Consider the following 22,702-nt stretch of genomic DNA (forward strand, 5'->3'; position numbering starts at 1 on the left):
ATGCTGAAGATCCTGGGCAAGGCCTCGTCGATCAACGTGCGCAAGGTGCTGTGGACCTGCGTCGAATTGAACCTGCCGTTCCAGCGTGAAGACTGGGGCAGCGGCTTTCAGCCCACCGACTCGCCGCAGTTCCTGGCGCTGAACCCCAACGCCATGGTGCCGGTGATCGTCGAGGGAGATTTCGTGCTCTGGGAGTCCAATACCATCCTGCGCTACCTGGCCAACCAGCACGGCGGCGCGCACCTCTACCCCAGCGCGCCCCGTGCCCGGGCGGCGGTGGACCAATGGCTGGACTGGCAGGCGACCGATCTGAACGACGCCTGGCGCTACCCATTCATGTCCCTGGTGCGCCGCTCGCCAGCCCATCAGGACTCGGCCCTGCTGGCCAGCACCAGCGCCCAGTGGGCGGCGAAGATGCGCCTGCTCGAACAGCGCCTGCAGGCCACCGGTGCCTATGTGGCCGGCGATACCTTCAGCCTGGCCGACGTCGCCATCGGCCTGTCGCTCAACCGTTGGTATCGCACGCCGCTGGAGCACCCGGTGCTACCGGCCCTGGCGGCCTACCATGCGCGTCTGCGCCTGCGTCCAGGCTTCCTGGAGCACGGCGACAATGGAACCGCCTGACAGTTGAAGCAGGATTGTCGGACAAGATGTAGTGCTTAAAAATTTTCACTACAAATGTATTGACGCCTTTCCCAAGCCTTGTGCATGATGAGGCCGTCTCCCTGATCGGGAGCGGTGGCAAGGGTGTTCCAGACGGTCTGCGCGGTAACGCAGGCCGTCCGTGGAGAGGGAAACTGCCCAGAAGGCAGCGTGAGAAAGCCCCTGTTGCGATGCTGCTGTAGCAGCCTTGGTTAGCGCGCTACATGTCGTGGCGCCCAATGTGAATTTCAGCCGAACTTCACCAACGAATGAGAGTAATGGGGGCTTTATGATGAACTTGAACAACAATCCAACCATCGACCAATTGGCTCAGCTGTTCGCCGCGCGCAAGGACAGCCTCGACGACCACCTGCTGTGGGTCAGCCAGTCCGGCGAAGTTCGCCTGGATCGCCTGCCACCGAACACGGTCGAGGATGAATTCGAATCGCACATGCCCAGCATGCGTGCCCGTTTCAAGGTCTACCGCCGTGGCCAGGGCTACGTCGGCAAGAAGGCCGCCGCCGACACCAGCTTTGTCGGTCGCGTGCTCCAGACCCTGCAACAAGAATGGCCTGGCGCCCGCGAGCGGCAGGCAGTCAAGGTGATCGACTCGCTGAACTGAACCAGCCAGTAACGCACCTCATCTTCAGCCCGGCCCCGCAAGGCCGGGCTTTTTCATGCTGGCATCAGAGGCGCCATGTGCCTGCCGCAAGCCTTGCGGCGCCGACGCCGAATACGCTCAAGCCTGCAGCCGCTCCGGCGCCGGCAGCGGCAAGGCACCCGTGGCCAGGGCTCGCGCCCGATCCACGCCCCACACCAGCGCGCGGGTCATGGTTTCACCAGGGCACGTGGGGTAGTACTCCTCCAGCAGGGCCTTGCCATCGCGAGCGTACAGCCCCAGAAACAGTTGCGTGGCCCCAAGCCGGGAAAGCCGCACCTGCACATCGATGCCGGTGCCGTCGCTCAGTTCCTCGTCGTGACAGCGGCTGTGCAACTGCGCATCGGCCCACCGCCAGTAGGTCTCTTCCCTGATTCGCATTGAAGTCGATACTCCGTGTCTGAAATGCCGCGCAAGAAAAGCACAGCAGCAGGCCGGCGGCGAGGGTGACTCACCGATACCATGAGCAGGATCAAGAAATGGCGGGAAAAGCACGCCGCTGGGCGGTTCAGCGCCAGCTGGCGCAGGCTGTCGCCTGGGCAGCTCCGCGCCCACAGTGCCTGTAGGAGCGGGCTTGCCCCGCGATGGCGTTCAGCGTTGTTTCACTTCTTCGACGGGACACGTGGCGTGAACCGGCCCTTCTTGGCGCGCTGCAGATGCGCCGGTTGCAACTGCTCCGAGTCGTCCAGGGTCATGTTGGCAAAGCCCAGGCGCAACGCCGATTGGCCGCAACGCACCTGGCTGTTGATCGGAAACGCATCGTTCAGGTCTTCGAAATAGGATTCGCTCATGCCCTGTGTCCCTCCAATGACGACCGTGCCGGCAAGCAATACGCCTGCCCAGAGAAGCGACGGCCCGTTGAAGTGAGACTAGCCGGTCATTTGCGGACCAGTCGGACAAATTTTACCAGCCCGACCAGTGGCAACTGGCCTTACTTCAGACGCACCGCCGTGCCGGTGGCGAACACCACGACCATGCCGCCTTGTACCGAAGGCATGCTGATCTCGAAGTCCACCCCTAGCACGGCATCGGCTTGCAACTGCCGTGCCCGTGCCTTCAGTTCCTCGGTGGCCTGCTCCCGCGCCAGCTTCAATGCGCTTTCCAAGGTCTGCGAACGGCCACCGAAGAAGTCGCGAAAACGTGCGAAGAAATCGCGCACGAAGTTGATTCCCTGCACCGATTCGGCGCTGACCACGCCAAGGTATTCGGCAACGGGACGGCCTTCGAGCTGGCTGGTGGTACTGATGATCATGGGCGGCTCCTGAGTCAAGAAAATAGGACGATCCTAGCAAATCCACGCCCGGCAAAGCGCCCGTGACGGCCCTTCATGTCCATAGCCGGACCGCACGCCAGGTCGACGCCTGCGCGGTGGCCGTATAACGCCAGCGCTTGTGGTTGCGATCAGTGGCGCCCTGCCAGAACTCCACAACCGTCGGTGCGACGGCATAGACCTGCCAGCCGGGCTCCACATGCTCGGGGTGGGTTTCAAGCAATGCCTGCGCATCGGCAAGGCGCGTCGCCAGCGCCCCTGGATCGTCCATGACCGCGCTTTGCCGAGAGGCGATGGCACTGGCGCGAGAACCGACAGGGCGATCCAGAAAGTCCTCGGCGCATTCCTGCCTCGACAGCGCCACCGCTTCGCCGCGCAGACGAACCTGCCGCCCCAGCACGGGCCAGTAGAACGTGAGCGACACCTTCGGCTGGCATTCGATTTGCCGCGCCTTCGGGCTCTCGCGTTTGACCGCGAAATGCCATCCTCGCGCATCGACATTCTTCAGGATCAACACGCGCGCATCGGGCCAGCCATGCTCATCGACGGTCGAAAGCGTCATGGCGTGGGGTTCACGCACACCCGCGGCCAACGCCGAGTCCAACCACAGCACGAAGGCTTCCTGAGGCGTGGCGGGCATGGCCGTCAGGTCAAGGTCCGGCAGCGGTCCCTTGAGCGACGGAATCTGCCTCAGCTTCTCTTTGATGGACAATGTGTCCGAGGTGGGATGAACCATGGAGCGTCTACCTCCGCTAATCAGGATGGAGCAACCAATGACTGTTTTTTGCTTTGATACTGCTGCGTTTGTACAGAACCTCGCCGATACAGGCTATCCTTCGGCCGCTTGCCTGCGCAAAGGACGGCCCAGGAAAGTGCCCGATCCGCTCATTCACACCCGGTTTCCAGCGCTTCATGACTTCGACCACCGTTGATTCGAACAGCACCACCGACCGCATCCTGTTCCTGCTCAAGACGCGCGGGCCGCTGAAGACCGCCGACCTCGCGCAATTGCTCGCCATCACCTTCGAAGCCACGCGCCAGCAAGTGCAGAAACTGCAGGCCGCCGACCTCGTCAGCGGTGTGATGGTGCCGGCCAAGGGCGCTGGACGGCCTTCGCAGAAATGGGCGCTGACCGCGACCGCCCAGCGCCGCTTCCCCGACGCGCACAGCGTGCTGACCCTGCAACTGATCGAGAGCGTCGAGGCGGTCTTCGGCAACGACGGCATCGACCGCCTGATCAGCCGCATGGAAGACAGCAACAGCCGTGAGTACCAGCAGGCCTGCGCCGATGGCCAAAGCCTGGAGGACAAGGTGCGCATCCTCGTGCAGTTGCGCGAACGCGCTGGCTACATGGCCGAGATGCAGGCCGACGGCAGCGACTGGCTGATCGTCGAGAACCACTGCCCGATCTGCATCGCCGCCACCCGCTGCCAGGGGTTCTGCCGCAGCGAGCTGCAGGTGTTCCAGGCGGCGATCGGCGACGTGGCGCAGGTCGAGCGTTGCGAGCACCTGATCTCCGGCGACCGCCGCTGCGTCTACCGCGTTTCGCCGAAGTAGGCTGCAATTTTCCGACAAATGCGCGAGCGGGCCTGCCCCGCGACATCGCCTCGTCCTGCAATCGCGGCGCCTGGCACCGGCTACGCCGGTGTTCGCGGCTAAAGCCGCTCCCACAGGGATCGACGCCATCAGGCTTGCCTACGGACCCTCGCTCCCCCACCCCAGCGCCTTGTACAACGCAATCGCATCCAGGTAGGAGGCCGTTTCCGCCTCCGCCACCTCACGCTTGATCGAGAACAGCGCACGCTGGTTCTCCAGCACCGCAAGGTAGGTCCCGGCGCCGCGACGGTAACGCTTGTTGGCGATATCGATGGCCACACTGCCATGCCCGGCGGATGCCACCAGGCGCTGCAGGCGCGATTGATTGCGCACCAATTGCGTCACCGCATTCTCCACTTCCTCGCGCGCCTGCAGCACGGTCTGTTGGTAACGCGATTGCCGGCCGTCGGCCAGCGCTTCGCGGGCGCGCAGGCGTGCCCGGGCATTGCCCAGGCGCAAGGCGGGCCAGGTGACCATCGGCGCCAGCTCGTAGGCCCGGGCGGCATTGCCCAGGTCACCGCCGCGCAGGGCGAAAAAGCCGATGAAGCCGCCCAGGTCCAGGCGCGGGTACAGTTCGGCGGTGGCGGCGCCGACGTCCTCGGTGCTGGCCGCCAGTTCACGCTCGGCGCTGACCACATCGGGCCGCTGGCCGATCAGCGCATCGACATCGCCCAACGGCAACTGGCCCGCCAGCGGCGGCAGGAACGGCGCGGCGTCCTGCTCGCGGCTGCCCGGCACCTGGCCGGTCAGCACATCGAGACGGTAGCTGGCCTGCTGGATCGCCGCCTGCAACGGCGGCACCGCCGCTTCGCTGAGCAGCAGGTTGGCGTGGGCGTTCTGCTGGTCTTCGTACTGCCCGCTGCCGGCACGCACCTGGGCCGTGGTCAGCTGCAGGGTTTCGCGCCAGGCCTCGACCTGGTCCTGGGCCACGGCGAGGCTGCGCTTGAGCCCCAGGGCGAGGTAATAGTTGCGGGCAACCTCTGCGGCGATGCTCAGCCGGACCTGACGCAGGTCCGCCGCCGCCGCGTCGGCACGAGCCTCGGCGGCGTCGGTCAGGCGCTGCAGGCGACCGAACAGGTCGATCTCCCATTGCACGTCGAAACCGGCCCGATACTGCTCGCCGCGCATGCGCCGCGGATCACCGCCATCGGCTGGTTGCTGCTGCTCCAGGTTCTGGGTGTAACCGGCGCGGGCGCTGACCCAGGGGTAGCGATCGAGGCTGCGATCGTCGAACAGCGCCCGCGCCGCCAGCAGGTTGGCACGGGCCTGACGAATGTCGTGGTTGTTGGCCAGGGCCTGGTCGACCAGGCGCACCAACTGCGGGTCGTCGAAGAACCGCCACCACTGCGCGGGCAACTCGCCACGGGCGGCAAAGGCGGCGTGCTGCGGGCTGTGCACGCCACTGGCCGGGATCTCGGGCTTGCGGTAGTCGGGACCGACGCTGCACGCAGACAGGGCCATCAGCGACGCGATCAAGAGCGGCTTCACGGCTGGCCCTCCAGGGTTTGCGCCAACGAGCGGGCCCGCGGCGAACGTGCCGTGCTGGCATGGTCGCGGGCCAGCAGGCTGTAGATGGTCGGCAGCACGAACAGGGTGAACAACGTCCCGACCAGCATCCCGGTGACGATCACCACCCCCAGCCCGAAACGGCTGGCAGCGCCTGCGCCCGAGGCGAACAGCAGCGGGATCAGCCCCACTACCATGGCCGCCGTGGTCATCAGGATAGGCCGCAGGCGGATCTGCGCGGCCTTGCCGATGGCCGTGCGCCGGTCCAGGTGCTGCTCGGCCTGCAAGGTGTTGGCGAACTCGACCATGAGGATGCCGTGCTTGCTGATCAGCCCGATCAGCGTCACCAGGCCTATCTGCGTATAGATGTTCACGGTGGCCACCCCCAGCGCCAGGGGCAGCAGCGCGCCGCTGATCGACAACGGCACGGTGATCAGGATGATCAACGGATCGACCAGGCTCTCGTACTGCGCCGCCAGCACCAGGTAGATCACCAGCACGGCGGCGAGAAAGGCCAGCATCAGGGCGTTGCCCTCCTGCTGGTACTGTCGGGCGTCGGACTGCCAGTCGATGCTGAAGCCGGCGGGCAGTTCAGCGGCGACCTGCTCGAGGAACGCCACGGTGTCGCCCAGGGTGACGCCGGCGGCCGGGATGCCCTGGAAGGTTGCCGCGTTCTGTTGGTTGAACTGGGTCAGGCGGTTGGGTTCGACCTGCTCGCTGACCTGTACCACGGTGGACAACGGCACCAGCCGGCCCTCCTCGCTGCGCACGTACTGCCGGGTCAGGGCCTGCGCGGTAAGGCGCTGGTCGCGCGGGCTCTGGGCGATGACATCGTAGGAGCGGCCATCGAGGCCGAAGCGGTTGAGGTAGTTCTCCCCCACCAGCACCGCCAGCGACTCGCCGATGTCCTGCATGCGGATGCCCATGCTGTTGGCCTTGGCCCGATCGACCCGCACCTGCACCACCGGGTTGTTGTAGTCCAGGTCGCTGTCGACCACGGCGAACAGGCCGCTTTGCCGGGCCTTGGCCTTGACCTGCTCCATGGTGTCGAACAGCACCCGGTAGTCCTGGGAGCTACGCAGCACCATCTGCACCGGCAGGCCGCCCGTTGAACCTGGCAACGCCGGCAGCTGGAAGGCGAAGATGCTGGTGCCCTCGACATCGTTCACCGCCGCCTGCAGGTCGAGCTGGATCTGCGAGGCGTTGCGCGCACGCTCGTCCCACGGCTGCAGGTTGATGCCGCCAATGCCCGAGGCGATGCCGTCACTGCCATTGATGATCCAGGTGCTGACGGTCTCCGGCAGGGTGCGGTAGACCGCATCGAGCTTGTCGGCAAAGCGTTCGACATAGGCCAGGTTGGCATGCTGCGGCGCCTTGATCGCGGTGAGCAGCCCGGCCTGGTCCTCGGTCGGCGCCAGCTCGCGCTGCGCCAGGCTGTACAGCAGCGGCAGGCTGACCAGTACCAGCAAGGCGAAGCCGACGCTGATCCAGCGGTGCTTCAGGGAGAACCCCAGCACATGGGCGTAGCGCTCGGCCAGCCAGTCGAAGAAGCGGTTGGCGGCATGGGCCATGCGCCCTTCGGACTGGCGCGCATCGAGCAGGAACGAACTCATCACCGGCGACAGGGTCAGCGCCACGATCCCGGAGACCACTACCGCGCCGGCCAGGGTCAGGGCGAATTCGCGGAACAGCGCGCCGGTCAGCCCGCCCATCATGCCGATCGGCGCGTACACCGCAGCCAGGGTGATGGTCATCGCGATCACCGGCCCGGCCACTTCGCGCGCACCGATCAAGGCCGCCGCCACCGGCGTGCGCCCTGCTTCGATATGCCGATGCACGTTCTCCACCACGACGATGGCGTCGTCCACCACCAGGCCAACCGCCAGCACCATGGCCAACAAGGTCAACAGGTTGACACTGAAGCCGAACGCCAGCATCAACGCCGCCGCCCCGAGCATCGACAGCGGAATGGTCACCACCGGAATCAGTACCGTGCGCAGCGAGCCCAGGCACAGGTAGATCACCACCACCACGATCGCCAGGGCCTCGAGCAGGGTCTTGCTGACCTCGTCGATGGAGGCCTGGATGAAGCGCGCCGTCTCGAAGGCAAGTTCGGCCTTGACGTCCGGCGGCAGGGTCTGGCGGATCTGCGGCAGCAACTGGCGTATGCCCTCGACGATCACCAGCGGGTTGCCGCCCGGCGTGGCGAACAGGCCCAGGTGGACCGCCGGCACACCGTCCATGCTGGCGCTGGTCTCGGCCGAGGCCGCGCCCAGTTCGACGGTGCCGATGTCGCGGATGCGCACCAGGCCATTGCCATCGTTGCGGATCACCAGCTCGCGAAAATCACCGACCGAGGTCAGGTCGGTGTCGACGCGGATATTGGCGATCACGTACTGGCCCTTCACCTTGCCAGGCGCCGCCTGGTAGTTGTTGCGCCGCACCGCCTCGGCCACGTCGGCCGCGGTGAGGCCGCGGGCGGCCAGGCGCGCCGGGTCGATCCACAGGCGCATGGACAGAGTCTGGCCACCGAACACCTGGACCTTGGCCACGCCTTCGATGGTGCTGAGCAACGGCTCGACCACCCGCGTGAGGTAGTCGGTCATGGCCGGGATCGGCAGGCTCGGGCTGGCGAAGCCGATATAGGCCACCGCCGTGGACTCGCCGGCCGAGCGCTCGATCACCGGGTCGTAGGCACGCTCCGGCAGGCGGTAGCGCACCTGGTTGACCTTGGCCATCACCTCGGTGAGGGCCTGGGTCGAGTCACGGTTGAGCTCCATGCGCACGGTGACCAGGCTGCGGCCCTGCACCGAGGAAGACGACAGGTAGTCGATGCCCTCCACCGACGACACTGCCTGGGCGATCGGCTGGGTGACGAAGCCCTGCATCAGCTCGGCGGGCGCGCCGGGGTACTCGGTGGTGATGGTGATCGTCGAGCTTTCCAACAGCGGATACTGACGAATCGGCAACTGCAGCAGCGACAGCAGCCCCAGCAGCAGGATCAAGGTGCTGACCACCAGCGCCAGCACGGGCCGGCGAACGAACAGGTCGGTGAATGTCATGACGGGTTCTCGCTGGGTTCAGGCGCCGCTGGCCGGGGCTTGCAGGGTGTCTTCGACGGCTTGCACGGCGGTGCCGTCGCTCAGGCGCAGTTGCCCGGACACCACGACTTGGTCGTCAGCGCGCAGGCCTTGCTCGATCACCACCCGACCGGCCTGGCGCTCGCCGGTGCGCACCGAAACCCGCTGAACCACCAGCGCCTCGGCGGCGGCGTCGTGACGGGCGACGAACACGGTGTCGCCGTAGGCGGTATAGGCCACCGCGGTTTCCGGCACCGTCAGCACCTGGCCGAGGTCCGGGCTGGCGACCCGCACACTGGCGTACATGCCGGCGGCCAGACGCGCATCGGGGTTGGCCAGGGTGGCCTGCACCTGCACCGTGCGCGAACGGCCGATCAGTGGGTCGATAGCGCTGATGCGGGCGCTGAACGGTGTCTCGGGAAAGGCGTCCAGACGCACCTCGACCGCCTGGCCGGGGCGCAGCTGGACGCTGAGTTGCTCTTCGAGGGAGAAGTTGACATAGAGGCTGCGGGTGTCGATCAGGCTGACCACCGGATCGCCTACCCGCAGGTATTGCCCCTGGCTGACCCGACGGATCCCCAGGCGGCCGTCGAAGGGTGCGCGCACGGTCTTCTGGGCGATCACCGCCTCGGTACGGGCCAGTTCGCCCAGGGCCATGTCGCGGGCCGCCAGGGCATTGTCCACCTGCTCCTGGGTGGCGGCGTTCTCGCGCAGCAGGGCCGTCACCCGTCGATGGTTGGTGCGCGCATTGTCGAGCTGGGCCTTGAGCCGCAGGCGCTCGGCCTGCTCGGGCGCGTCGTTGAGGGTGACCAGCACATCGCCTTTGCGCACCTGCTGGCCAGAGCTGAAGTTGATCGCGGTCACCCGGCCACCGATCTCGGTCGACACCAGCACCTGGTGTACCGCCTCCAGTTCGCCGACGCCGTCGAACGAGCGCTTTTCCGGCGCTTTCTGCACCGTGGCCAGGGCGACCTTGACCAGGTGGCGTGGCGGCGGCGCGACAGCCTCGGCGCGACCGCCGTGGCGCCAGGCCAGGCCAGCGGTAGTGATCAGGCCCAGCACCAGGGCACTGGCGAACATCGCTTTACCGTTCATTGCACGCCCTCGCCTCAAGCCCATGCCAGGTTGAACAGGAAGAACGCCAGGATTGCCCACAGCACCAGGATCAGATGGGTGAGCTGCAGGCCCTCCTGACGAATCCAGTAGGCGAACCACAGGCCGCCGAGCAGCATGGCGAAGGTGCAGGCGAGGAACGCGCTCAACGCCAGGTTCAGCCAGGCCCGGGCCAGCAGAGGATCCTGGGCGACGATCAACCCGTAGCAGCCGGTCCAGGCCGCCAGGCTGGCGACGATCTGCAGCAGCAGGATCACCAGCAGCGCGGCACGGGCCAGCCCGGCCGATTGACAGGCCCTGCGCAACAGCGGGAATTCGATGGCAGGTGGCTGGCGCAGCGGCGCCATGGCCAGGGTGGCGCCAATGGCGCCCATGGAACTGGCGAAGGCCTGCAGGTTGTTCAGTACCGCGATGCTCAACCAGAGCGCCAGGCCGATAGCCTGGGTGGCCTGGAACAGCCACAGGGAGGTGTGCAAATCCATATCAACGTCCGTATTGATGACCTGGGTCGAAGGGCTTCAGGCAATTACACAAGAAAACGCTTGGATATTAGTGGCAGCCTTGCCGATGCACAAGTACTCCCATTACAGGAGCGCGGCGGGAATGGAGAGTTGATGCGGATCAGTGTCGACGCTGCAGGAGCAACGGTCTTGCTCGGATTCCTCAACCTGGCGCCGATCCCTGTGGGAGCGGGTTTACCCGCGAAGCGAGCCACGCGGCGCCTGGCACCGGCTGCGCCGGTGTTCGCGAGCAAGCTCGCGCCCACAGGGATGGCGCATGGCGCGAGGTCAGTGCGCGCTGGCGGCGCGCAGGCGCTGGCCCAGGCGCGGGCCGAACACGTTGATCAGCAGCCCGAGCATCACCAGCAGCGCGCCCCAACCCTGTACCTCGGTCAAACGCTCGCCCAGCAGCAGCGCCGAGGAACTCAGGCCGATCACCGGCACCAGCAGCGAGAACGGCGCCACCTTGCCCGCCGGGTGACGCGACAGCAACGTGCTCCAAAGGCTGTAGCCGACCATGGTGGCGACGAAGGCCAGGTACGCCAGCGCCAGCACCGAGCTCCAGCCGATGTTGGCCAGGGCGTGGCCGATCCGCTCGGGACCTTCCAGCCACCAGGACAGCGCCAGGAACGGCAGCGGCGGGATCAGCCCGCCCCAGATCACCAGGGCCACCAGGTCCACCTTGCCGAAACGTCGGGTGATGATGTTGCCCATGCCCCACATGGCCCCCGCGCACAGGGTCAGCAGCAAGGCGACCAGCGGCACATGGCCGCTGTCCTCGCTGCCGATCACCGCCAGCCCGCTGGCCGCCACCAGCAGCCCCAGCACACTGGCCAGGCGCAACCGCTCACCGAGGAACAGCGCGGCGAAGCCCAGGGTGAAGAACGCCTGGGACTGCAGCACCAGCGAGGCCAGCCCGGGCGGCATGCCGCTGTACATGGCCTGGAAGAGAAAGGCGAACTGGCCCAGGGAGATGGTCGCGCCGTAGGCGATCAACCAGCGCCAGGGCAGGTTCGGCCGGCGAATCAGGAACACCGCGGGGAAAGCCACCAGCAGAAAGCGCAACGCCCCCAGCAGCATCGGCGGCAGGCCGTCGAGGCCGACCTTGATGACCACGAAATTGACGCCCCAGGCGATGATCACCACCAGGGCGATCAGCAGGTCCTTGAGTGGCATGGCACGCATTCCTTCTTCAGGCTTGTTATAGACATATTTGGTTACAGCATAAGGGCTTTGCGCCGCAGCGGACCAGCACAGTTGGACGTCACCCTTGCGCAACAGTCTGCTGTTTGGCCGCCAACGAACACTCGTCAGCGTCCGCAAGCTTCACTTGACCTGACTTGTATATACATGCTGATATCGGATTTCGGCCATCGCCCTGCGTCCCGCCGATAGCCGCCGCCCTTCACAAAAACAACGAAGCGGAGCCCTCCCCGATGTCCAGCAAACCTGTGATCGAGCGCCGCTCGATCGACTACATCCCCGAGTCCGAACGCCATGGACGGGTGTACAGCCAATTCACCCTGTGGCTGGGAGCCAACCTGCAGATCACCGCGATCGTCACCGGCGCACTGGCCGTGGTGCTCGGCGGCGACGTGTTCTGGTCGTTGATCGGCCTGTTCATCGGACAGGTGATCGGCGGCGCGGTGATGGCCCTGCACGCAGCCCAGGGGCCACGCCTCGGGCTGCCGCAGATGATCTCCAGCCGCGTGCAGTTCGGGGTCTACGGCGCGGCCATCCCCATGGTCCTGGTGTGCCTGATGTACCTGGGTTTCACCGCCACCGGCACGGTGCTCTCCGGCCAGGCCATCGGCCAGTTGCTGAGCATCAGCGACAGCGCCGGCATTCTGATCTTCGCCGGGGTGATCGTGCTGGCGACCCTGGCCGGCTATCGGGTGATCCACTGGATCGGCCGCGTGGCCAGCGTGCTGGGGATCATCGCCTTCGTCTACCTGTTCAGCCGCATCCTGATGCTCGCCGATATCGGCCAGTTGCTCGACAACCGCCACTTCAGCTGGGCCAGCTTCCTGCTGGCAGTGTCGCTGGCCGCCTCCTGGCAGATCGCCTTCGGCCCATACGTGGCTGACTACTCGCGCTACCTGCCCAGCAACACCTCGCCGCTCAAGACCTTCCTCGCCGCGGGCCTGGGCTCGGTGATCGGTGCCCAGGCCTCGATGATCCTCGGCGTGTTCGCCGCGGCCATCGCCGGTGGCCAGTTCTCCGGGCGCGAGGTCGCCTACATCGTCGGCCTGGGTGGCGCCGGCACCACCGCGGCGCTGCTGTATTTCAGCATTGCCTTCGGCAAGGTGACCATCTCCACCCTCAACAGCTACGGCAGTTTCATGTGCATCGCCACGATCATCAGCGGTTTTCGTGGCCACCTGCGGATCAGCCGCGCGCAACGCCTGGTGTTCGTGCTCGGCATCGTCGGCGCGGCGACCCTGGTCGCCCTGCTCGGCCAGCATTCGTTCCTCAGCGCCTTCAAGTCGTTCATCCTGTTCCTGCTCACCTTCTTCGTGCCGTGGAGCGCGGTGAACCTGGTGGACTACTACTTCATCACCAAGGAGCGCTACGACATCCCGGCGCTGGCCGATCCCCGGGGCCGCTATGGCCGCTGGAACTGGCCGGGCATCGGCGTGTACACCTTCGGCGTGCTGGTGCAGATGCCGTTCATCGATACCAAGCTGTATACCGGCCCCATGGTCGCGCACCTGGGCGGCGTGGATGTGTCGTGGCTGATCGGGCTGGTGGTGCCAAGCGTGCTGTACTACTGGGTCGCCCGCCACCGGGCAGCCGAGGCGCCGGCCAGCATCATCGTGCCGGGAGCACGCTGAACTCGACCGCGCCCGCAGGGGCACTGTCATCTTTCGGTCAAGCAACTGTCGTAATCTGCGGCGCAACTTCGTGCCAAAGGGCAACGGCATGCGCCGCCTGCTTCTCCTTGCGCTGTGCCTGCTGCCAGGCCCGGCCTTCGCCGAGCCTGCGCAACTGCGTATCCAGGGCTCCAATACCATCGGCGTCGCCCTGGGCCCGGCGCTGGTCCGTGGCTTGCTGCAAGCGCAAGGCGCCGGTGCCATCGAAAGCCTGCCGGGCGCGACGGCCAACGAAACGCTGCTGCGCGCTCGCGACCGCGACGGCCAGCCCGTGCGTATCGACATCGCCGCCCATGGATCAAGCACCGGCTTCGCCGCCCTGGCTCGCGGCGAGGCGGACCTGGCGGCCGCCTCGCGGCCAATCAACGACCGTGAAGTCCAGCAGCTGCAGGCCCTGGGCAACCTGCGCGCGGCCGGCGCCGAACAAGTGATCGCCCTGGACGGCGTGGCGGTGATCGTCCACCCGGACAACCCGTTGCCGCAACTGAGCACCACGCAATTGGCACAGGTGTTTTCCGGACAGATCCAGCGCTGGGAGCAACTGGGCGTGCCGGGCGGCGCGATCCACCTGTACGCCCGCGACGATCGCTCCGGCACCTTCGAGACATTCCGCGCACTGGTGCTGGAGCCGAGGCACAGCCAGTTGTCCAGCCAGGCCCGCCGCTTCGAATCGGCCGATGCGCTGGCCGCGCAGGTCAAGGCCGACCGCCATGCCATCGGTTTCAGCGGCCTGGCCACCCTGCACGGGGCCAAGGCCCTGGCGGTGGCGGAAGGCGACGCGCCGGCCCTGCCCCCAAGCCGCGCGCTGATCGCCAGCGAGGACTACCCGCTGTCACGTCGCCTGTTCTTCTACCTGCCCGCCGCCGCGACACGCCAGGCCCGGGCCCTGGCCGAATTCGCCCAGAGCCCCGCCGGGCAGGCCATCGTCGCCGAACAGGGGTTCGTCTCACAGCAGATCAAGGCCCTGCCGGTCGCGCCGCAGGCCGACATGCCGCCGCGCTACCGCGCGCTGGCCAACCAGGCCCATCGGCTGAGCGTGAACTTCCGTTTCCAGGAAGGCAGCGCCAGTCTCGACAACAAGGCCCTGCGCGATGTGCAGCGGGTCGGCGCCTATCTGCGCCAGGCCGGCAAGCTGCACGGCAAGGCGGTGCTGGTGGGCTTCGGCGACCCCAAGGAGACTCCGGGCCGCGCCGCCCTGCTCTCACGCCTGCGGGCCATGGCGGTACGCCGTGAGCTGGCGCGCGAAGGCGTGGAGTTCAAGGACGTGACCGGCATGGGCGACGAGCTGCCGGTAGCCGACAACGACCAGCAACAGGGGCGCTTGCGCAACCGCCGGGTCGAGGTCTGGGTGTACTGATCGGCTCAACGCGGCTCCGGCAGCACCACCTCGGCCACCAACCCACCCTCGCGGCGATTGCGCAGGCTCAGCTCGCCGCCCTGCTCGCGCACGCTCGCCCGCGCCGCCGAAAGCCCCAAGCCGACCCCACCGGTATCGCGGTTGCGCGAGCCCTCCAGGCGGAAGAACGGATCGAACACGCGCTCCAGCGCATCCTCGGGGATACCGGGCCCGTCGTCGCTGATTTCGATGACGATCTCACGCGAGTCGTGACGCAACGCGATGCTGGGATGGCGAGCATACTTCACGGCGTTCTCCAGCAGGTTGACGATCACCCGCTTGGTCGCCAGCGGACGACCGTGGTGCACCAGGTGCGCGGGGCCGCTGAAGCCGACGGCGATCTGCTGGTCGCGGTAGTCGTCGACGACGGTCTGCAACAGCTCCGACAGGTCGTAGGCGGTGCGCTGCTCCACCTGCGTGCCTTCGCGGAAGAACGCCAGGGCGGCGTTGATCATCGACTGCATCTCGTCGACATCACGAACCAGCTTGCGCTGGTGGTCCAGGTCTTCCATGAACTCGCTGCGCAGGCGCATGCGCGTCAGCGGGGCGCGCAGGTCATGGGAGATGGCCGCGAGCATCTGCGTGCGCTCGCGGATGAAGTGCTGGATCTGCGCCTGCATGATGTTGAACGCGGTGATCGCCTGGCGGATCTCCTCGGGGCCCTCGATGGCGATGGGCGGAGCCTGCAGGTCACCGCCGAAGCGTCGCGCCGCGCTGGCAAAACGTTGCAGGGGATTGGCCAGCTGACGCGTGGCCAGCCAGGCCACCAGCAACGTCGCCACCAGCCCCAGGCCGATGATCACCGCCAGGCGCGCCGCCGCACTCAGGCCCCAGCTGCGTTCGGGCGGCACGAACAGCAACCAGCTGTTATCGGGCAACGCCACCAGGGCTACGTAGTGCCCGTCCGTACTGCCTGCTGGCCAGGCATCCGGGCTGTATACCTCAATATACCGGGACGGCCCCAGCAGTTGCGCCATCGCTGGCACCTGCCCCGAATTGAGGGCCACGCCCTGCCCCGGCAAGCCGAATTCGTCACGTTGTGGGCTCCATGTCACCTGCAGTGTCGGCGTGCTGGCTGCCTGCGCCAGTTGCCCGCGCAACGCAGGCGGCGCGGTCTCCAGCACGCGGGTGGTCACGGCGATCTGCTCGAGCAGGCCGGTGCGCTCGATGGGCGGGCGCGCCCAGATGCCTGCCACCTGGACGAACAACGCATTGAGCGCCAGCGATGCCAGCAGCGCGGCGAAGATGGTCAGGGCGATTCGCCGTCGCAAGGTATCGCGGCGCAGCAGGCGGCGGATCATGAGCGGGTGACCTTGGCGCTGAACAGGTATCCGCCATTGCGCACGGTACGAATCAGTTCCGGCCGCTTGCTGTCCGGCTCGATCTTGCGCCGCAGCCGGCTGACCTGCACGTCGATGCTGCGATCGTAGGCATCGTGGCCCTGGCCACGGGTCAGGTCGATCAGCTGTTCACGAGTGAGGATGCGTTGGGGGTGTTCGAGAAACACCACCAGCAGGTCGAACTCGGCGCCGGACAGCGGGATCATCACGTTTTCCGGCGAGCGCAATTCTCGGCAGGTGATGTCCAGGCGCCAACCGGCAAAGCCAATCAGTGGTCGCGCCGGTTCGCCATGCCCCAGCGGCTCACCGGCGCGGCGTTGCACCGCGCGCAGGCGCGCCAGCAGCTCGCGCGGGTCGAATGGCTTGGTCAGGTAATCGTCGGCGCCCAGTTCCAGGCCAACGATGCGGTCGCTCAGCTCGGCCATGGCCGTGAGCATGATGAGCGGCACGCCAATCTGCGCGCGCACCTTCTGGCACAGGCTCAGACCGCCTTCACCCGGCAGCATCAGGTCGAGGATGATGGCGTCCGGACGCTGCCGGGCGATCGCCGCCCACATCGCCTGGCCATCGGCGGCCAGATCGACCTCGTAGCCTTGCTGGACGAAGAATTTCTTCAGCAAGGCGAGGATTTCCACGTCGTCATCGACGATCAGCAGTCTGCTCACGTTCACACGGGTCCACGAAAAAGGGCGACTCTAAAACCATTGCGGCGCCGGGTCATATATTTCAACCGTGCAACATTGCTGCGGCGACGACATCAATCGGACATTACCTGGCAAACATACGCCCCTAACCTGCCGGCCTTCCACTCTCGCAGGGCCAGCCCATGAAGATCGCGAACAACAGTTCCCGCGCCGGGGAGCACGATTGCACCTCGCCACTGATTCTCAGCCAACGCGCCTCGCAGCGCGCCGACGACACGTCGCTGGTGGTCCAGCAGGTGAGCCTGACGCTCTCCGACGACAAGAAACAGATCATGCTGCGTCGCTACTTCGAACACTACGACCCTGCCTGTGGCGAGTGGGTCGAATACGTTCACTCGGTATCCACCACCGAGCTGGTCTACTGGTTGATGGCCGAGGGCCAACTGCACATCGAGTCGTCCCAGGGTGGACGCTACCCGCAGACACAGCCATGAGCCGCCGCCACACCCTCGCCTGGCTGTTCACCAGCATGCTCGGGCTCTCGGCGTGCAGTGCCGACAAGTTGCCGCCGACAGGCTACCTGACCGACTACAGCGTACTGTCCCCGCACCAGGGCCCCTCCAGCGGGACCTTGCTGAGCTGGGTCGATCCGAAGCTGCCCCGTGGCCGCTACATCCAGGTCTACGTCGCGCCCAGCCGGTTCTATCCGGCGCCGACGCCGAGCAAGCGCATTCCACAGGACACGCTGGACCAGATCACCCGCTACTACGATGCAGCGCTGACGCAGGAGCTGGGCAAGGTGATGACCGTGGTCGATACCCCAGGCCCGAACACCCTGGTGGTCCGGCCCGCCATCACCCAGGTCAGCGCCAACACCCAAGGTCTGCACTTTTACGAGTGGCTGCCGATCACCCTGGTCGCGGCCGGGGTGAGCAGCGCCGTCGGCGTGCGCGACCGCGACAGCCGGATCGCCACCGAGCTGTCATTCGAGGCGGGCACCAGTGGCAGGGTCATCGCCGAGGCCATGCTTGCGGGTACCGGAACACCGCTGGAGAACGACCGCCAGGTAATGACCGCGGACAACGTCAAGGCCGTGCTCGACGGCTGGGCCAGCGATCTGCGCCTGCTGTACGCGGCAAACCATCGCTAGCGCAATGCCATCGACCAGCCCTGCACGGCCCGCCGAGCCAGGCAAAGAAATGTAACAGCCTGCCATTCGGCAACCCCGGCAATCACGACTAGGCTCAAGCCCATGTGATGCCGGGCCCCTCTGACGGTTTGCGCCGCCATGTCGGAATCACTGTTGCCATGCAACGTCGACATTCAAGGAGGGGCTCATGACGGCTCTGCAGACATTCCTCTTCACCCCGTTCCTCGGCACCAGCGCCTGGTTGTGGCTGGTCTTCATCGTCATCGTCATCAGCTTGCTGGTCCTCGACCTCGGAGTGCTGCACCGCCAGGACCGCGAGATCGAAATGCGCGAAAGCCTGTTGCTGTATTCCGGCTACTTCAGCGTCGGCGTGCTGTTCGGCGTATGGGTCTGGTACGAACTGGGCGCGCAGTCGGCGCTGGAGTTCTACACGGGTTTCCTGGTCGAGCAATCGCTGTCGATGGACAACGTGTTCGTCATGGCGATGATCTTCAGCTTCTTCGCCATCCCTCGCCGCTACCAGCATCGCGTGCTGTTCTGGGGCATTCTCGGGGTGGTGGTGCTGCGGGCGATCATGATTGGCGTGGGCGCCGCGCTGGTCCAGCACTTCGCCTGGGTGCTGTACATCTTCGGCGCCTTCCTGCTGTTCACCGGGGTGAAGATGGCGCTGACGAAAGACGACGGCCATCCGGACCTGGCCAACAACCCGATCCTGCGCTTCGTGCGCCGGCACATGCGGGTCACCGACCAGCTGCATGGCCGGCATTTCTTCGTCCACCTCACCCCGCCCGGAACGAGCAAGGCGGTGCGCTATGCCACGCCGCTGTTCCTGGCCCTGGTGCTGATCGAACTGGCCGACCTGGTGTTCGCCGTCGACAGCGTGCCGGCGATCTTCGCCATCACCCAGGACCCGTTCATCGTCTACACCTCGAACATTTTCGCCATCCTCGGGCTGCGCTCGCTGTACTTCGCGCTGGCGGCGCTGATGCACCGCTTCGTCTACCTCAAGTACGCACTGGCCCTGGTGCTGATTTTCATTGGCTGCAAGATCTTCTACCACGGGCTGGTGGGCAAGGTGCCGGCGGCGCTGTCGCTGGGCGTGACCTTCGGGCTGCTGTTCGGCGGGGTATTGCTATCGCTGTTGCGGACCCGCAACCAGCCGCCAGCGGCAACCGTACAGCAAGCACCAGCCGAACCACTGCCCGCCAAGGACGAGCCCGCTTGCGCGCCCCCTGCCGACGACGACCCGGAGAAGAAAGACCCGCACCTGAGGGTTTGATGGCCGTCAGGGTGCAAGGCCCTCGACGATGATCACCTGCGCCACCGCCACGCCCTGGCGGTGGCGGCAGGCCTCCTGGTAAAGGTCAGAGCGGTAGCAGGCCACGGCCTGCTCGTACGAATCGAACTCGATCACCACGCTGCGCTGCGGCGTCGCCTGCCCCTCCAGCGCCTGGCTGCGGCCGCCACGGGCCAGCAAGCGCCCGCCGAAAGCGATGAACGCCGCAGGGGCGCGCTGGGTGTACTGCTGATACTGCTCGGGGTCGGTCACGTCCACATGGGCGATCCAGTAGGCTTTCATTCGTCGCGCTCCTGTTGCAAGGTTATGTTCGTATTATGGTATACCATAAAACATTCCTGACCACCGTGAGCATGCGACATGGCCTTCAACAGCATCGAAGAACTCCTCGAGGATTACCGGCAAGGCAAGATGGTCCTGCTGGTGGACGACGAGGACCGTGAAAACGAGGGCGACCTGCTGATCGCCGCCGAGCGCTGCGACGCCCAGGCGATCAACTTCATGGCCCGCGAGGCGCGTGGCCTGATCTGCCTGACGCTCACCGACGAGCATTGCCAGCGTCTGGGCCTCGAGCAGATGGTACCGAGCAACGCCAGCGCGTTCGGCACCGCCTTCACGGTGTCGATCGAAGCGGCCAGCGGTGTCAGCACCGGTATTTCCGCCGCCGACAGGGCCCATACCATAGCCGCCGCCATGGCGTCCGATGCCCGCCCCGACGACCTGGTGCAACCCGGCCATGTCTTTCCCCTGCGCGCCCGCGAAGGTGGCGTGCTGACCCGCGCCGGCCACACCGAGGCGGGCTGCGACCTGGCACGCCTGGCGGGTTTCACGCCGGCGTCGGTCATCGTCGAGGTACTCAATGACGACGGCAGCATGGCCCGGCGCCCGGACCTGGAAGTCTTCGCCGCCCGCCACGGCATCAGGATCGGCACCATCGCCGAGCTGATCCACTATCGCCTGAGTACCGAGCAGACCATCAAGCGCATCGGCGAACGCGAGTTGCCGACCGTGCACGGTACCTTCCGCCTGGTCACCTACGAGGACCGCCTCGCAGGCGGCGTGCACATGGCCATGGTCATGGGCAGCATCCACCGCGAGCAGCCGACACTGGCGCGCGTGCATGTGATCGACCCGCTGCGCGACCTGGTCGGGGCCGAGTACGCCGGCCCCGCCAACTGGACCTTGTGGGCCGCATTGCAGAAGGTTGCCGAGGCTGGCGCCGGCGTGGTGGTGATCCTGGCCAACCACGAATCCTCCCAGGCCCTGCTCGAACGCGTGCCGCAGCTGACCCAGCCCGTACGCCCCTACCAGCGCGGGCAAACCAAGGTGTACTCGGAGGTCGGCACGGGCGCGCAGATTCTCCAGGACCTGGGCGTGGGCAAGCTGCGCCATCTGGGGCCACCGCTGAAGTACGCCGGGCTGGCGGGGTATGAACTGGAGGTGGTGCAGAACATTGCCTTCGAACCGCAGGTGACGGACTGATCCACGCCCTTTCGTCGACAGCGAGGTGATGGTCGGTCAGTGCCGACCTCTTGCGAAAAGCTTGGAATACCATAATATGACATCCCATAGGCCTTGAGTCCGCCGGCCGCACCGGCGACCACCGTCCAGCCATGCTCCACCCGTTTGACACTGCTCCCCGAATACAATTGGCGGGCGCCAGAGCCCGCCTCGAATAACAAAAGCAACGAGGGCGTAACCATGCTGTTGAGCAAACGAGTCACCGCCGTGCTGTCCGCCAGCCTGCTGGCCCTGGCCTGCCAGGCCGCCCAGGCGGCCGGCAGCCTGAATTTCGTCAGCTGGGGTGGCACCACCCAGGATGCGCAGAAAGCCGCATGGGCCGAGCCATTCGCCAAGCAGACCGGCATCAAGGTGGTACAGGACGGCCCCACCGACTACGGCAAGCTCAAGGCCATGGTCGAAAGCGGCAACGTGCAATGGGACGTGGTCGACGTCGAAGCCGACTTCGCCCTGCGCGCCGCCAGCGAAGGCTTGCTCGAGCCCCTCGACTTCACCGTCATCCAGCGCGAGCGGATCGACCCGCGCTTCGCCTCCGCGCACGGCGTTGGCTCGTTCTTCTTCTCCTTCGTGCTCGGCTACAACGAGGGCAAGCTCGGCGCCGGCAAGCCCAGCGACTGGTCGGCCCTGTTCGACACCAAGACCTACCCCGGCAAGCGTGCCCTGTACAAATGGCCCAGCCCCGGCGTACTGGAACTGGCCCTGCTGGCCGATGGCGTGCCAGCAGGCCAGCTCTACCCGCTGGACCTGGACCGTGCCTTCAAGAAACTCGACACCATCAAGAAAGACATCGTCTGGTGGGGCGGTGGCGCGCAATCGCAGCAACTGCTGGCCTCGGGCGAAGCCTCGCTCGGCCAGTTCTGGAACGGCCGCGTCTACGCCTTGCAACAAGATGGCGCGCCGGTGGGGGTGAGCTGGAAGCAGAACCTGGTCATGGCCGATTTCCTGGTCATTCCCAAGGGCGCGAAGAACAAGGACGCGGCCATGAAGTTCCTGGCCAGCGCCAGTGGCGCCCAGGGCCAGGCCGACTTCGCCAACGCCACCGCCTATGCGCCGGTCAATCTCGACAGCGTCGGCCTGCTCAAGCCGGAACTGGCCGGCAACCTGCCGACCGCCTACGCCCAGGATCAGGTGACCCTGGACTTCGCCTATTGGGCGAAGAACGGCCAGGCCATCGCCGCGCGCTGGAACGAGTGGCTGGTCAAATGAAAGTCGCCATAGACACTCTGCACGGCGCGCACGCTGCCAGCGTCACGCCCGGCGTGGCAGTGCCTCGCCCATCCCTGCGCCAGCGCTGGCGCGGCAGCCGCAACCTGCTGCCGGCCCTGCTGTTCCTCGGCGTGTTCTTCTTCGCGCCACTGATCGGCCTGCTGCTGCGCGGCCTCCTCGAGCCGGTGCCGGGCCTGGGCAACTACGAGCAGCTGTTCGCCAACTCGGCCTACGCCCGGGTGCTGTTCAACACCTTCTCGGTGGCCGGCCTGGTCACCCTGATCAGCGTGCTGCTGGGCTTCCCGCTGGCCTGGGCGATCACTCTGGTGCCCAGGGGCTGGGGTCGCTGGCTGCTGAACATCGTGCTGCTGTCGATGTGGACCAGCCTGCTGGCGCGCACCTACTCGTGGCTGGTGCTGCTGCAGGGCTCGGGCGTGATCAACAAGCTGCTGATGGCCCTGGGCATCATCGATGCGCCACTGGAGATGGTGCACAACCTCACCGGCGTGGTGATCGGCATGAGCTACATCATGATCCCGTTCATCGTCCTGCCACTGCAGGCGACCATGCAGGCCATCGACCCGATGGTGCTGCAGGCCGGCGCCATCTGCGGCGCCAGCCCGTGGCGCAACTTCTGGAAAGTGTTCATCCCGCTGTGCCGTTCCGGGCTGTTCTCCGGCGCGCTGATGGTGTTCGTCATGTCGCTCGGCTACTACGTGACCCCTGCTCTACTCGGTGGCGCGCAGAACATGATGCTGCCGGAATTCATCGTCCAGCAGGTGCAGTCGTTCCTCAACTGGGGCCTGGCCAGCGCCGCCGCCGCATTGCTGGTGGCGATCACCCTGGTGCTCTTCTACTTCTACCTGAAGCTGCAACCGGAATCCCCGGTCGGCACCGCGAGGTAAGCCTG

23 protein-coding genes are annotated in these 22,702 nt (G+C 66.2%); 11 read left to right on the forward strand and 12 right to left on the reverse strand.

Going from position 1 to position 22,702, the window contains the following annotated elements; genetic code table 11:
- Together N5D48_RS10365 and N5D48_RS10370 are read left to right on the forward strand one after the other, a co-directional pair.
- The gene (locus N5D48_RS10365) at positions 1-624 is read left to right on the forward strand and encodes a glutathione S-transferase (protein ID WP_279883795.1); all 624 of its coding nucleotides are present in this window, start codon (positions 1-3) and stop codon (positions 622-624) included.
- A 307-nt stretch (positions 625-931) separates the two neighbouring features.
- On the forward strand, positions 932-1,264 hold the full coding sequence (locus N5D48_RS10370) for a hypothetical protein (protein WP_279883797.1): 333 nt from the start codon (positions 932-934) through the stop codon (positions 1,262-1,264).
- A 117-nt stretch (positions 1,265-1,381) separates the two neighbouring features.
- Here the strand turns inward: N5D48_RS10370 and N5D48_RS10375 are convergent, their stop codons facing one another.
- The 4 genes from N5D48_RS10375 to N5D48_RS10390 all read right to left on the reverse strand — a co-directional run bounded on the left by N5D48_RS10375 (position 1,382) and on the right by N5D48_RS10390 (position 3,306).
- The gene (locus tag N5D48_RS10375) at positions 1,382-1,681 is read right to left on the reverse strand and encodes a hypothetical protein (protein WP_279883799.1); all 300 of its coding nucleotides are present in this window, start codon (positions 1,679-1,681) and stop codon (positions 1,382-1,384) included.
- A gap of 221 nt (positions 1,682-1,902) precedes the next feature.
- Positions 1,903-2,091, reverse strand: a complete 189-nt coding sequence (locus N5D48_RS10380) for a hypothetical protein (protein WP_279883801.1) — start codon at positions 2,089-2,091, stop codon at positions 1,903-1,905.
- Between the two features lie 140 nt (positions 2,092-2,231).
- Positions 2,232-2,552 (reverse strand): YbjQ family protein, encoded by a 321-nt coding sequence (locus N5D48_RS10385; RefSeq protein WP_279883803.1) that lies wholly within the window; start codon positions 2,550-2,552, stop codon positions 2,232-2,234.
- 73 nt (positions 2,553-2,625) lie between these two features.
- On the reverse strand, positions 2,626-3,306 hold the full coding sequence (locus tag N5D48_RS10390) for a pyridoxal 5'-phosphate synthase (protein ID WP_279883805.1): 681 nt from the start codon (positions 3,304-3,306) through the stop codon (positions 2,626-2,628).
- 176 nt (positions 3,307-3,482) lie between these two features.
- Here N5D48_RS10390 and N5D48_RS10395 point away from each other — a divergent pair, with 176 nt between their 5' ends.
- Entirely contained in the window at positions 3,483-4,127 is a 645-nt protein-coding gene (locus N5D48_RS10395) for a transcriptional regulator (protein WP_279883807.1), read from the forward strand.
- Between the two features lie 138 nt (positions 4,128-4,265).
- On the opposite strand, the gene N5D48_RS10400 is transcribed toward N5D48_RS10395, so the two are convergent.
- The 5 genes from N5D48_RS10400 to N5D48_RS10420 form a co-directional block, all read right to left on the reverse strand.
- Complete coding sequence (locus N5D48_RS10400) at positions 4,266-5,627, reverse strand: TolC family protein (protein WP_279883853.1); 1,362 nt, start codon at positions 5,625-5,627, stop codon at positions 4,266-4,268.
- A 23-nt stretch (positions 5,628-5,650) separates the two neighbouring features.
- Positions 5,651-8,734 (reverse strand): MexW/MexI family multidrug efflux RND transporter permease subunit, encoded by a 3,084-nt coding sequence (locus tag N5D48_RS10405; RefSeq protein ID WP_279883809.1) that lies wholly within the window; start codon positions 8,732-8,734, stop codon positions 5,651-5,653.
- Between the two features lie 18 nt (positions 8,735-8,752).
- Positions 8,753-9,847 (reverse strand): efflux RND transporter periplasmic adaptor subunit, encoded by a 1,095-nt coding sequence (locus tag N5D48_RS10410; RefSeq protein ID WP_279883811.1) that lies wholly within the window; start codon positions 9,845-9,847, stop codon positions 8,753-8,755.
- A gap of 14 nt (positions 9,848-9,861) precedes the next feature.
- Positions 9,862-10,347, reverse strand: a complete 486-nt coding sequence (locus N5D48_RS10415) for a DUF2165 family protein (RefSeq protein ID WP_279883812.1) — start codon at positions 10,345-10,347, stop codon at positions 9,862-9,864.
- 306 nt (positions 10,348-10,653) lie between these two features.
- Positions 10,654-11,541 carry an EamA family transporter gene (locus N5D48_RS10420; protein WP_279883815.1) on the reverse strand — a complete coding sequence of 296 codons (888 nt, stop codon included), beginning with the start codon at positions 11,539-11,541 and terminating at the stop codon, positions 10,654-10,656.
- A 260-nt stretch (positions 11,542-11,801) separates the two neighbouring features.
- On the opposite strand from N5D48_RS10420, the gene N5D48_RS10425 reads away from it, so the two are divergent.
- On the forward strand, positions 11,802-13,199 hold the full coding sequence (locus N5D48_RS10425; RefSeq protein WP_279883817.1) for a cytosine permease: 1,398 nt from the start codon (positions 11,802-11,804) through the stop codon (positions 13,197-13,199).
- An 88-nt stretch (positions 13,200-13,287) separates the two neighbouring features.
- Positions 13,288-14,595, forward strand: coding sequence for a phosphate ABC transporter substrate-binding/OmpA family protein (locus N5D48_RS10430; protein WP_279883819.1), 1,308 nt, complete (start codon positions 13,288-13,290; stop codon positions 14,593-14,595).
- A gap of 5 nt (positions 14,596-14,600) precedes the next feature.
- Here the strand turns inward: N5D48_RS10430 and N5D48_RS10435 are convergent, their stop codons facing one another.
- Together N5D48_RS10435 and N5D48_RS10440 are read right to left on the reverse strand one after the other, a co-directional pair.
- A complete protein-coding gene (locus N5D48_RS10435; protein WP_279883820.1) occupies positions 14,601-15,935 on the reverse strand; it encodes an ATP-binding protein in 1,335 nt (444 codons plus the stop codon).
- Positions 15,932-16,645, reverse strand: coding sequence for a response regulator (locus tag N5D48_RS10440; protein WP_279883822.1), 714 nt, complete (start codon positions 16,643-16,645; stop codon positions 15,932-15,934). Before N5D48_RS10440 ends, N5D48_RS10435 begins: the two co-directional genes overlap by 4 nt.
- Positions 16,646-16,800: 155 nt before the next feature.
- On the opposite strand from N5D48_RS10440, the gene N5D48_RS10445 reads away from it, so the two are divergent.
- The 3 genes from N5D48_RS10445 (at position 16,801) to N5D48_RS10455 (ending at position 19,047) form a co-directional block, all read left to right on the forward strand.
- Positions 16,801-17,112 carry a hypothetical protein gene (locus N5D48_RS10445; protein WP_279883824.1) on the forward strand — a complete coding sequence of 104 codons (312 nt, stop codon included), beginning with the start codon at positions 16,801-16,803 and terminating at the stop codon, positions 17,110-17,112.
- Positions 17,109-17,768: a DUF3313 domain-containing protein gene (locus N5D48_RS10450; protein ID WP_279883826.1), complete on the forward strand. Its 660-nt coding sequence runs from the start codon at positions 17,109-17,111 to the stop codon at positions 17,766-17,768. Before N5D48_RS10445 ends, N5D48_RS10450 begins: the two co-directional genes overlap by 4 nt.
- A 187-nt stretch (positions 17,769-17,955) precedes the next feature.
- A complete protein-coding gene (locus N5D48_RS10455; protein ID WP_279883828.1) occupies positions 17,956-19,047 on the forward strand; it encodes a TerC family protein in 1,092 nt (363 codons plus the stop codon).
- Between the two features lie 6 nt (positions 19,048-19,053).
- Here N5D48_RS10455 and N5D48_RS10460 read toward each other — a convergent pair whose 3' ends face one another.
- Positions 19,054-19,347: a DUF1330 domain-containing protein gene (locus tag N5D48_RS10460; protein WP_279883830.1), complete on the reverse strand. Its 294-nt coding sequence runs from the start codon at positions 19,345-19,347 to the stop codon at positions 19,054-19,056.
- A 78-nt stretch (positions 19,348-19,425) separates the two neighbouring features.
- Between N5D48_RS10460 and ribBA the strand changes: the two genes are divergently transcribed.
- The 3 genes from ribBA to N5D48_RS10475 all read left to right on the forward strand — a co-directional run bounded on the left by ribBA (position 19,426) and on the right by N5D48_RS10475 (position 22,697).
- Complete coding sequence (gene ribBA, locus N5D48_RS10465) at positions 19,426-20,547, forward strand: bifunctional 3,4-dihydroxy-2-butanone-4-phosphate synthase/GTP cyclohydrolase II (protein ID WP_279883831.1); 1,122 nt, start codon at positions 19,426-19,428, stop codon at positions 20,545-20,547.
- 219 nt (positions 20,548-20,766) lie between these two features.
- Entirely contained in the window at positions 20,767-21,792 is a 1,026-nt protein-coding gene (locus N5D48_RS10470; RefSeq protein ID WP_279883833.1) for a polyamine ABC transporter substrate-binding protein, read from the forward strand.
- Positions 21,789-22,697, forward strand: coding sequence for an ABC transporter permease (locus N5D48_RS10475; RefSeq protein WP_279883835.1), 909 nt, complete (start codon positions 21,789-21,791; stop codon positions 22,695-22,697). The genes N5D48_RS10470 and N5D48_RS10475 overlap by 4 nt, the downstream gene beginning before the upstream one ends.
- Positions 22,698-22,702: the final 5 nt, after the last annotated feature.

Source organism: Pseudomonas sp. GD03858 (assembly GCF_029840925.1).
Classification (GTDB): domain Bacteria; phylum Pseudomonadota; class Gammaproteobacteria; order Pseudomonadales; family Pseudomonadaceae; genus Aquipseudomonas.

Excerpts from the sequence above, each read along its gene's own strand:
- N5D48_RS10365 (WP_279883795.1), top strand. The coding sequence starts at position 1 with ATGCTGAAGATCCTGGGCAAGGCCTCGTCGATCAACGTGCGCAAGGTG.
- N5D48_RS10370 (WP_279883797.1), top strand. The coding sequence starts at position 932 with ATGATGAACTTGAACAACAATCCAACCATCGACCAATTGGCTCAGCTG.
- N5D48_RS10375 (WP_279883799.1), bottom strand. The coding sequence starts at position 1,681 with ATGCGAATCAGGGAAGAGACCTACTGGCGGTGGGCCGATGCGCAGTTG.
- N5D48_RS10380 (WP_279883801.1), bottom strand. The coding sequence starts at position 2,091 with ATGAGCGAATCCTATTTCGAAGACCTGAACGATGCGTTTCCGATCAAC.
- N5D48_RS10385 (WP_279883803.1), bottom strand. The coding sequence starts at position 2,552 with ATGATCATCAGTACCACCAGCCAGCTCGAAGGCCGTCCCGTTGCCGAA.
- N5D48_RS10390 (WP_279883805.1), bottom strand. The coding sequence starts at position 3,306 with ATGGTTCATCCCACCTCGGACACATTGTCCATCAAAGAGAAGCTGAGG.
- N5D48_RS10395 (WP_279883807.1), top strand. The coding sequence starts at position 3,483 with ATGACTTCGACCACCGTTGATTCGAACAGCACCACCGACCGCATCCTG.
- N5D48_RS10400 (WP_279883853.1), bottom strand. The coding sequence starts at position 5,627 with ATGGCCCTGTCTGCGTGCAGCGTCGGTCCCGACTACCGCAAGCCCGAG.
- N5D48_RS10405 (WP_279883809.1), bottom strand. The coding sequence starts at position 8,734 with ATGACATTCACCGACCTGTTCGTTCGCCGGCCCGTGCTGGCGCTGGTG.
- N5D48_RS10410 (WP_279883811.1), bottom strand. The coding sequence starts at position 9,847 with ATGAACGGTAAAGCGATGTTCGCCAGTGCCCTGGTGCTGGGCCTGATC.
- N5D48_RS10415 (WP_279883812.1), bottom strand. The coding sequence starts at position 10,347 with ATGGATTTGCACACCTCCCTGTGGCTGTTCCAGGCCACCCAGGCTATC.
- N5D48_RS10420 (WP_279883815.1), bottom strand. The coding sequence starts at position 11,541 with ATGCCACTCAAGGACCTGCTGATCGCCCTGGTGGTGATCATCGCCTGG.
- N5D48_RS10425 (WP_279883817.1), top strand. The coding sequence starts at position 11,802 with ATGTCCAGCAAACCTGTGATCGAGCGCCGCTCGATCGACTACATCCCC.
- N5D48_RS10430 (WP_279883819.1), top strand. The coding sequence starts at position 13,288 with ATGCGCCGCCTGCTTCTCCTTGCGCTGTGCCTGCTGCCAGGCCCGGCC.
- N5D48_RS10435 (WP_279883820.1), bottom strand. The coding sequence starts at position 15,935 with ATGATCCGCCGCCTGCTGCGCCGCGATACCTTGCGACGGCGAATCGCC.
- N5D48_RS10445 (WP_279883824.1), top strand. The coding sequence starts at position 16,801 with ATGAAGATCGCGAACAACAGTTCCCGCGCCGGGGAGCACGATTGCACC.
- N5D48_RS10450 (WP_279883826.1), top strand. The coding sequence starts at position 17,109 with ATGAGCCGCCGCCACACCCTCGCCTGGCTGTTCACCAGCATGCTCGGG.
- N5D48_RS10455 (WP_279883828.1), top strand. The coding sequence starts at position 17,956 with ATGACGGCTCTGCAGACATTCCTCTTCACCCCGTTCCTCGGCACCAGC.
- N5D48_RS10460 (WP_279883830.1), bottom strand. The coding sequence starts at position 19,347 with ATGAAAGCCTACTGGATCGCCCATGTGGACGTGACCGACCCCGAGCAG.
- ribBA (WP_279883831.1), top strand. The coding sequence starts at position 19,426 with ATGGCCTTCAACAGCATCGAAGAACTCCTCGAGGATTACCGGCAAGGC.
- N5D48_RS10470 (WP_279883833.1), top strand. The coding sequence starts at position 20,767 with ATGCTGTTGAGCAAACGAGTCACCGCCGTGCTGTCCGCCAGCCTGCTG.
- N5D48_RS10475 (WP_279883835.1), top strand. The coding sequence starts at position 21,789 with ATGAAAGTCGCCATAGACACTCTGCACGGCGCGCACGCTGCCAGCGTC.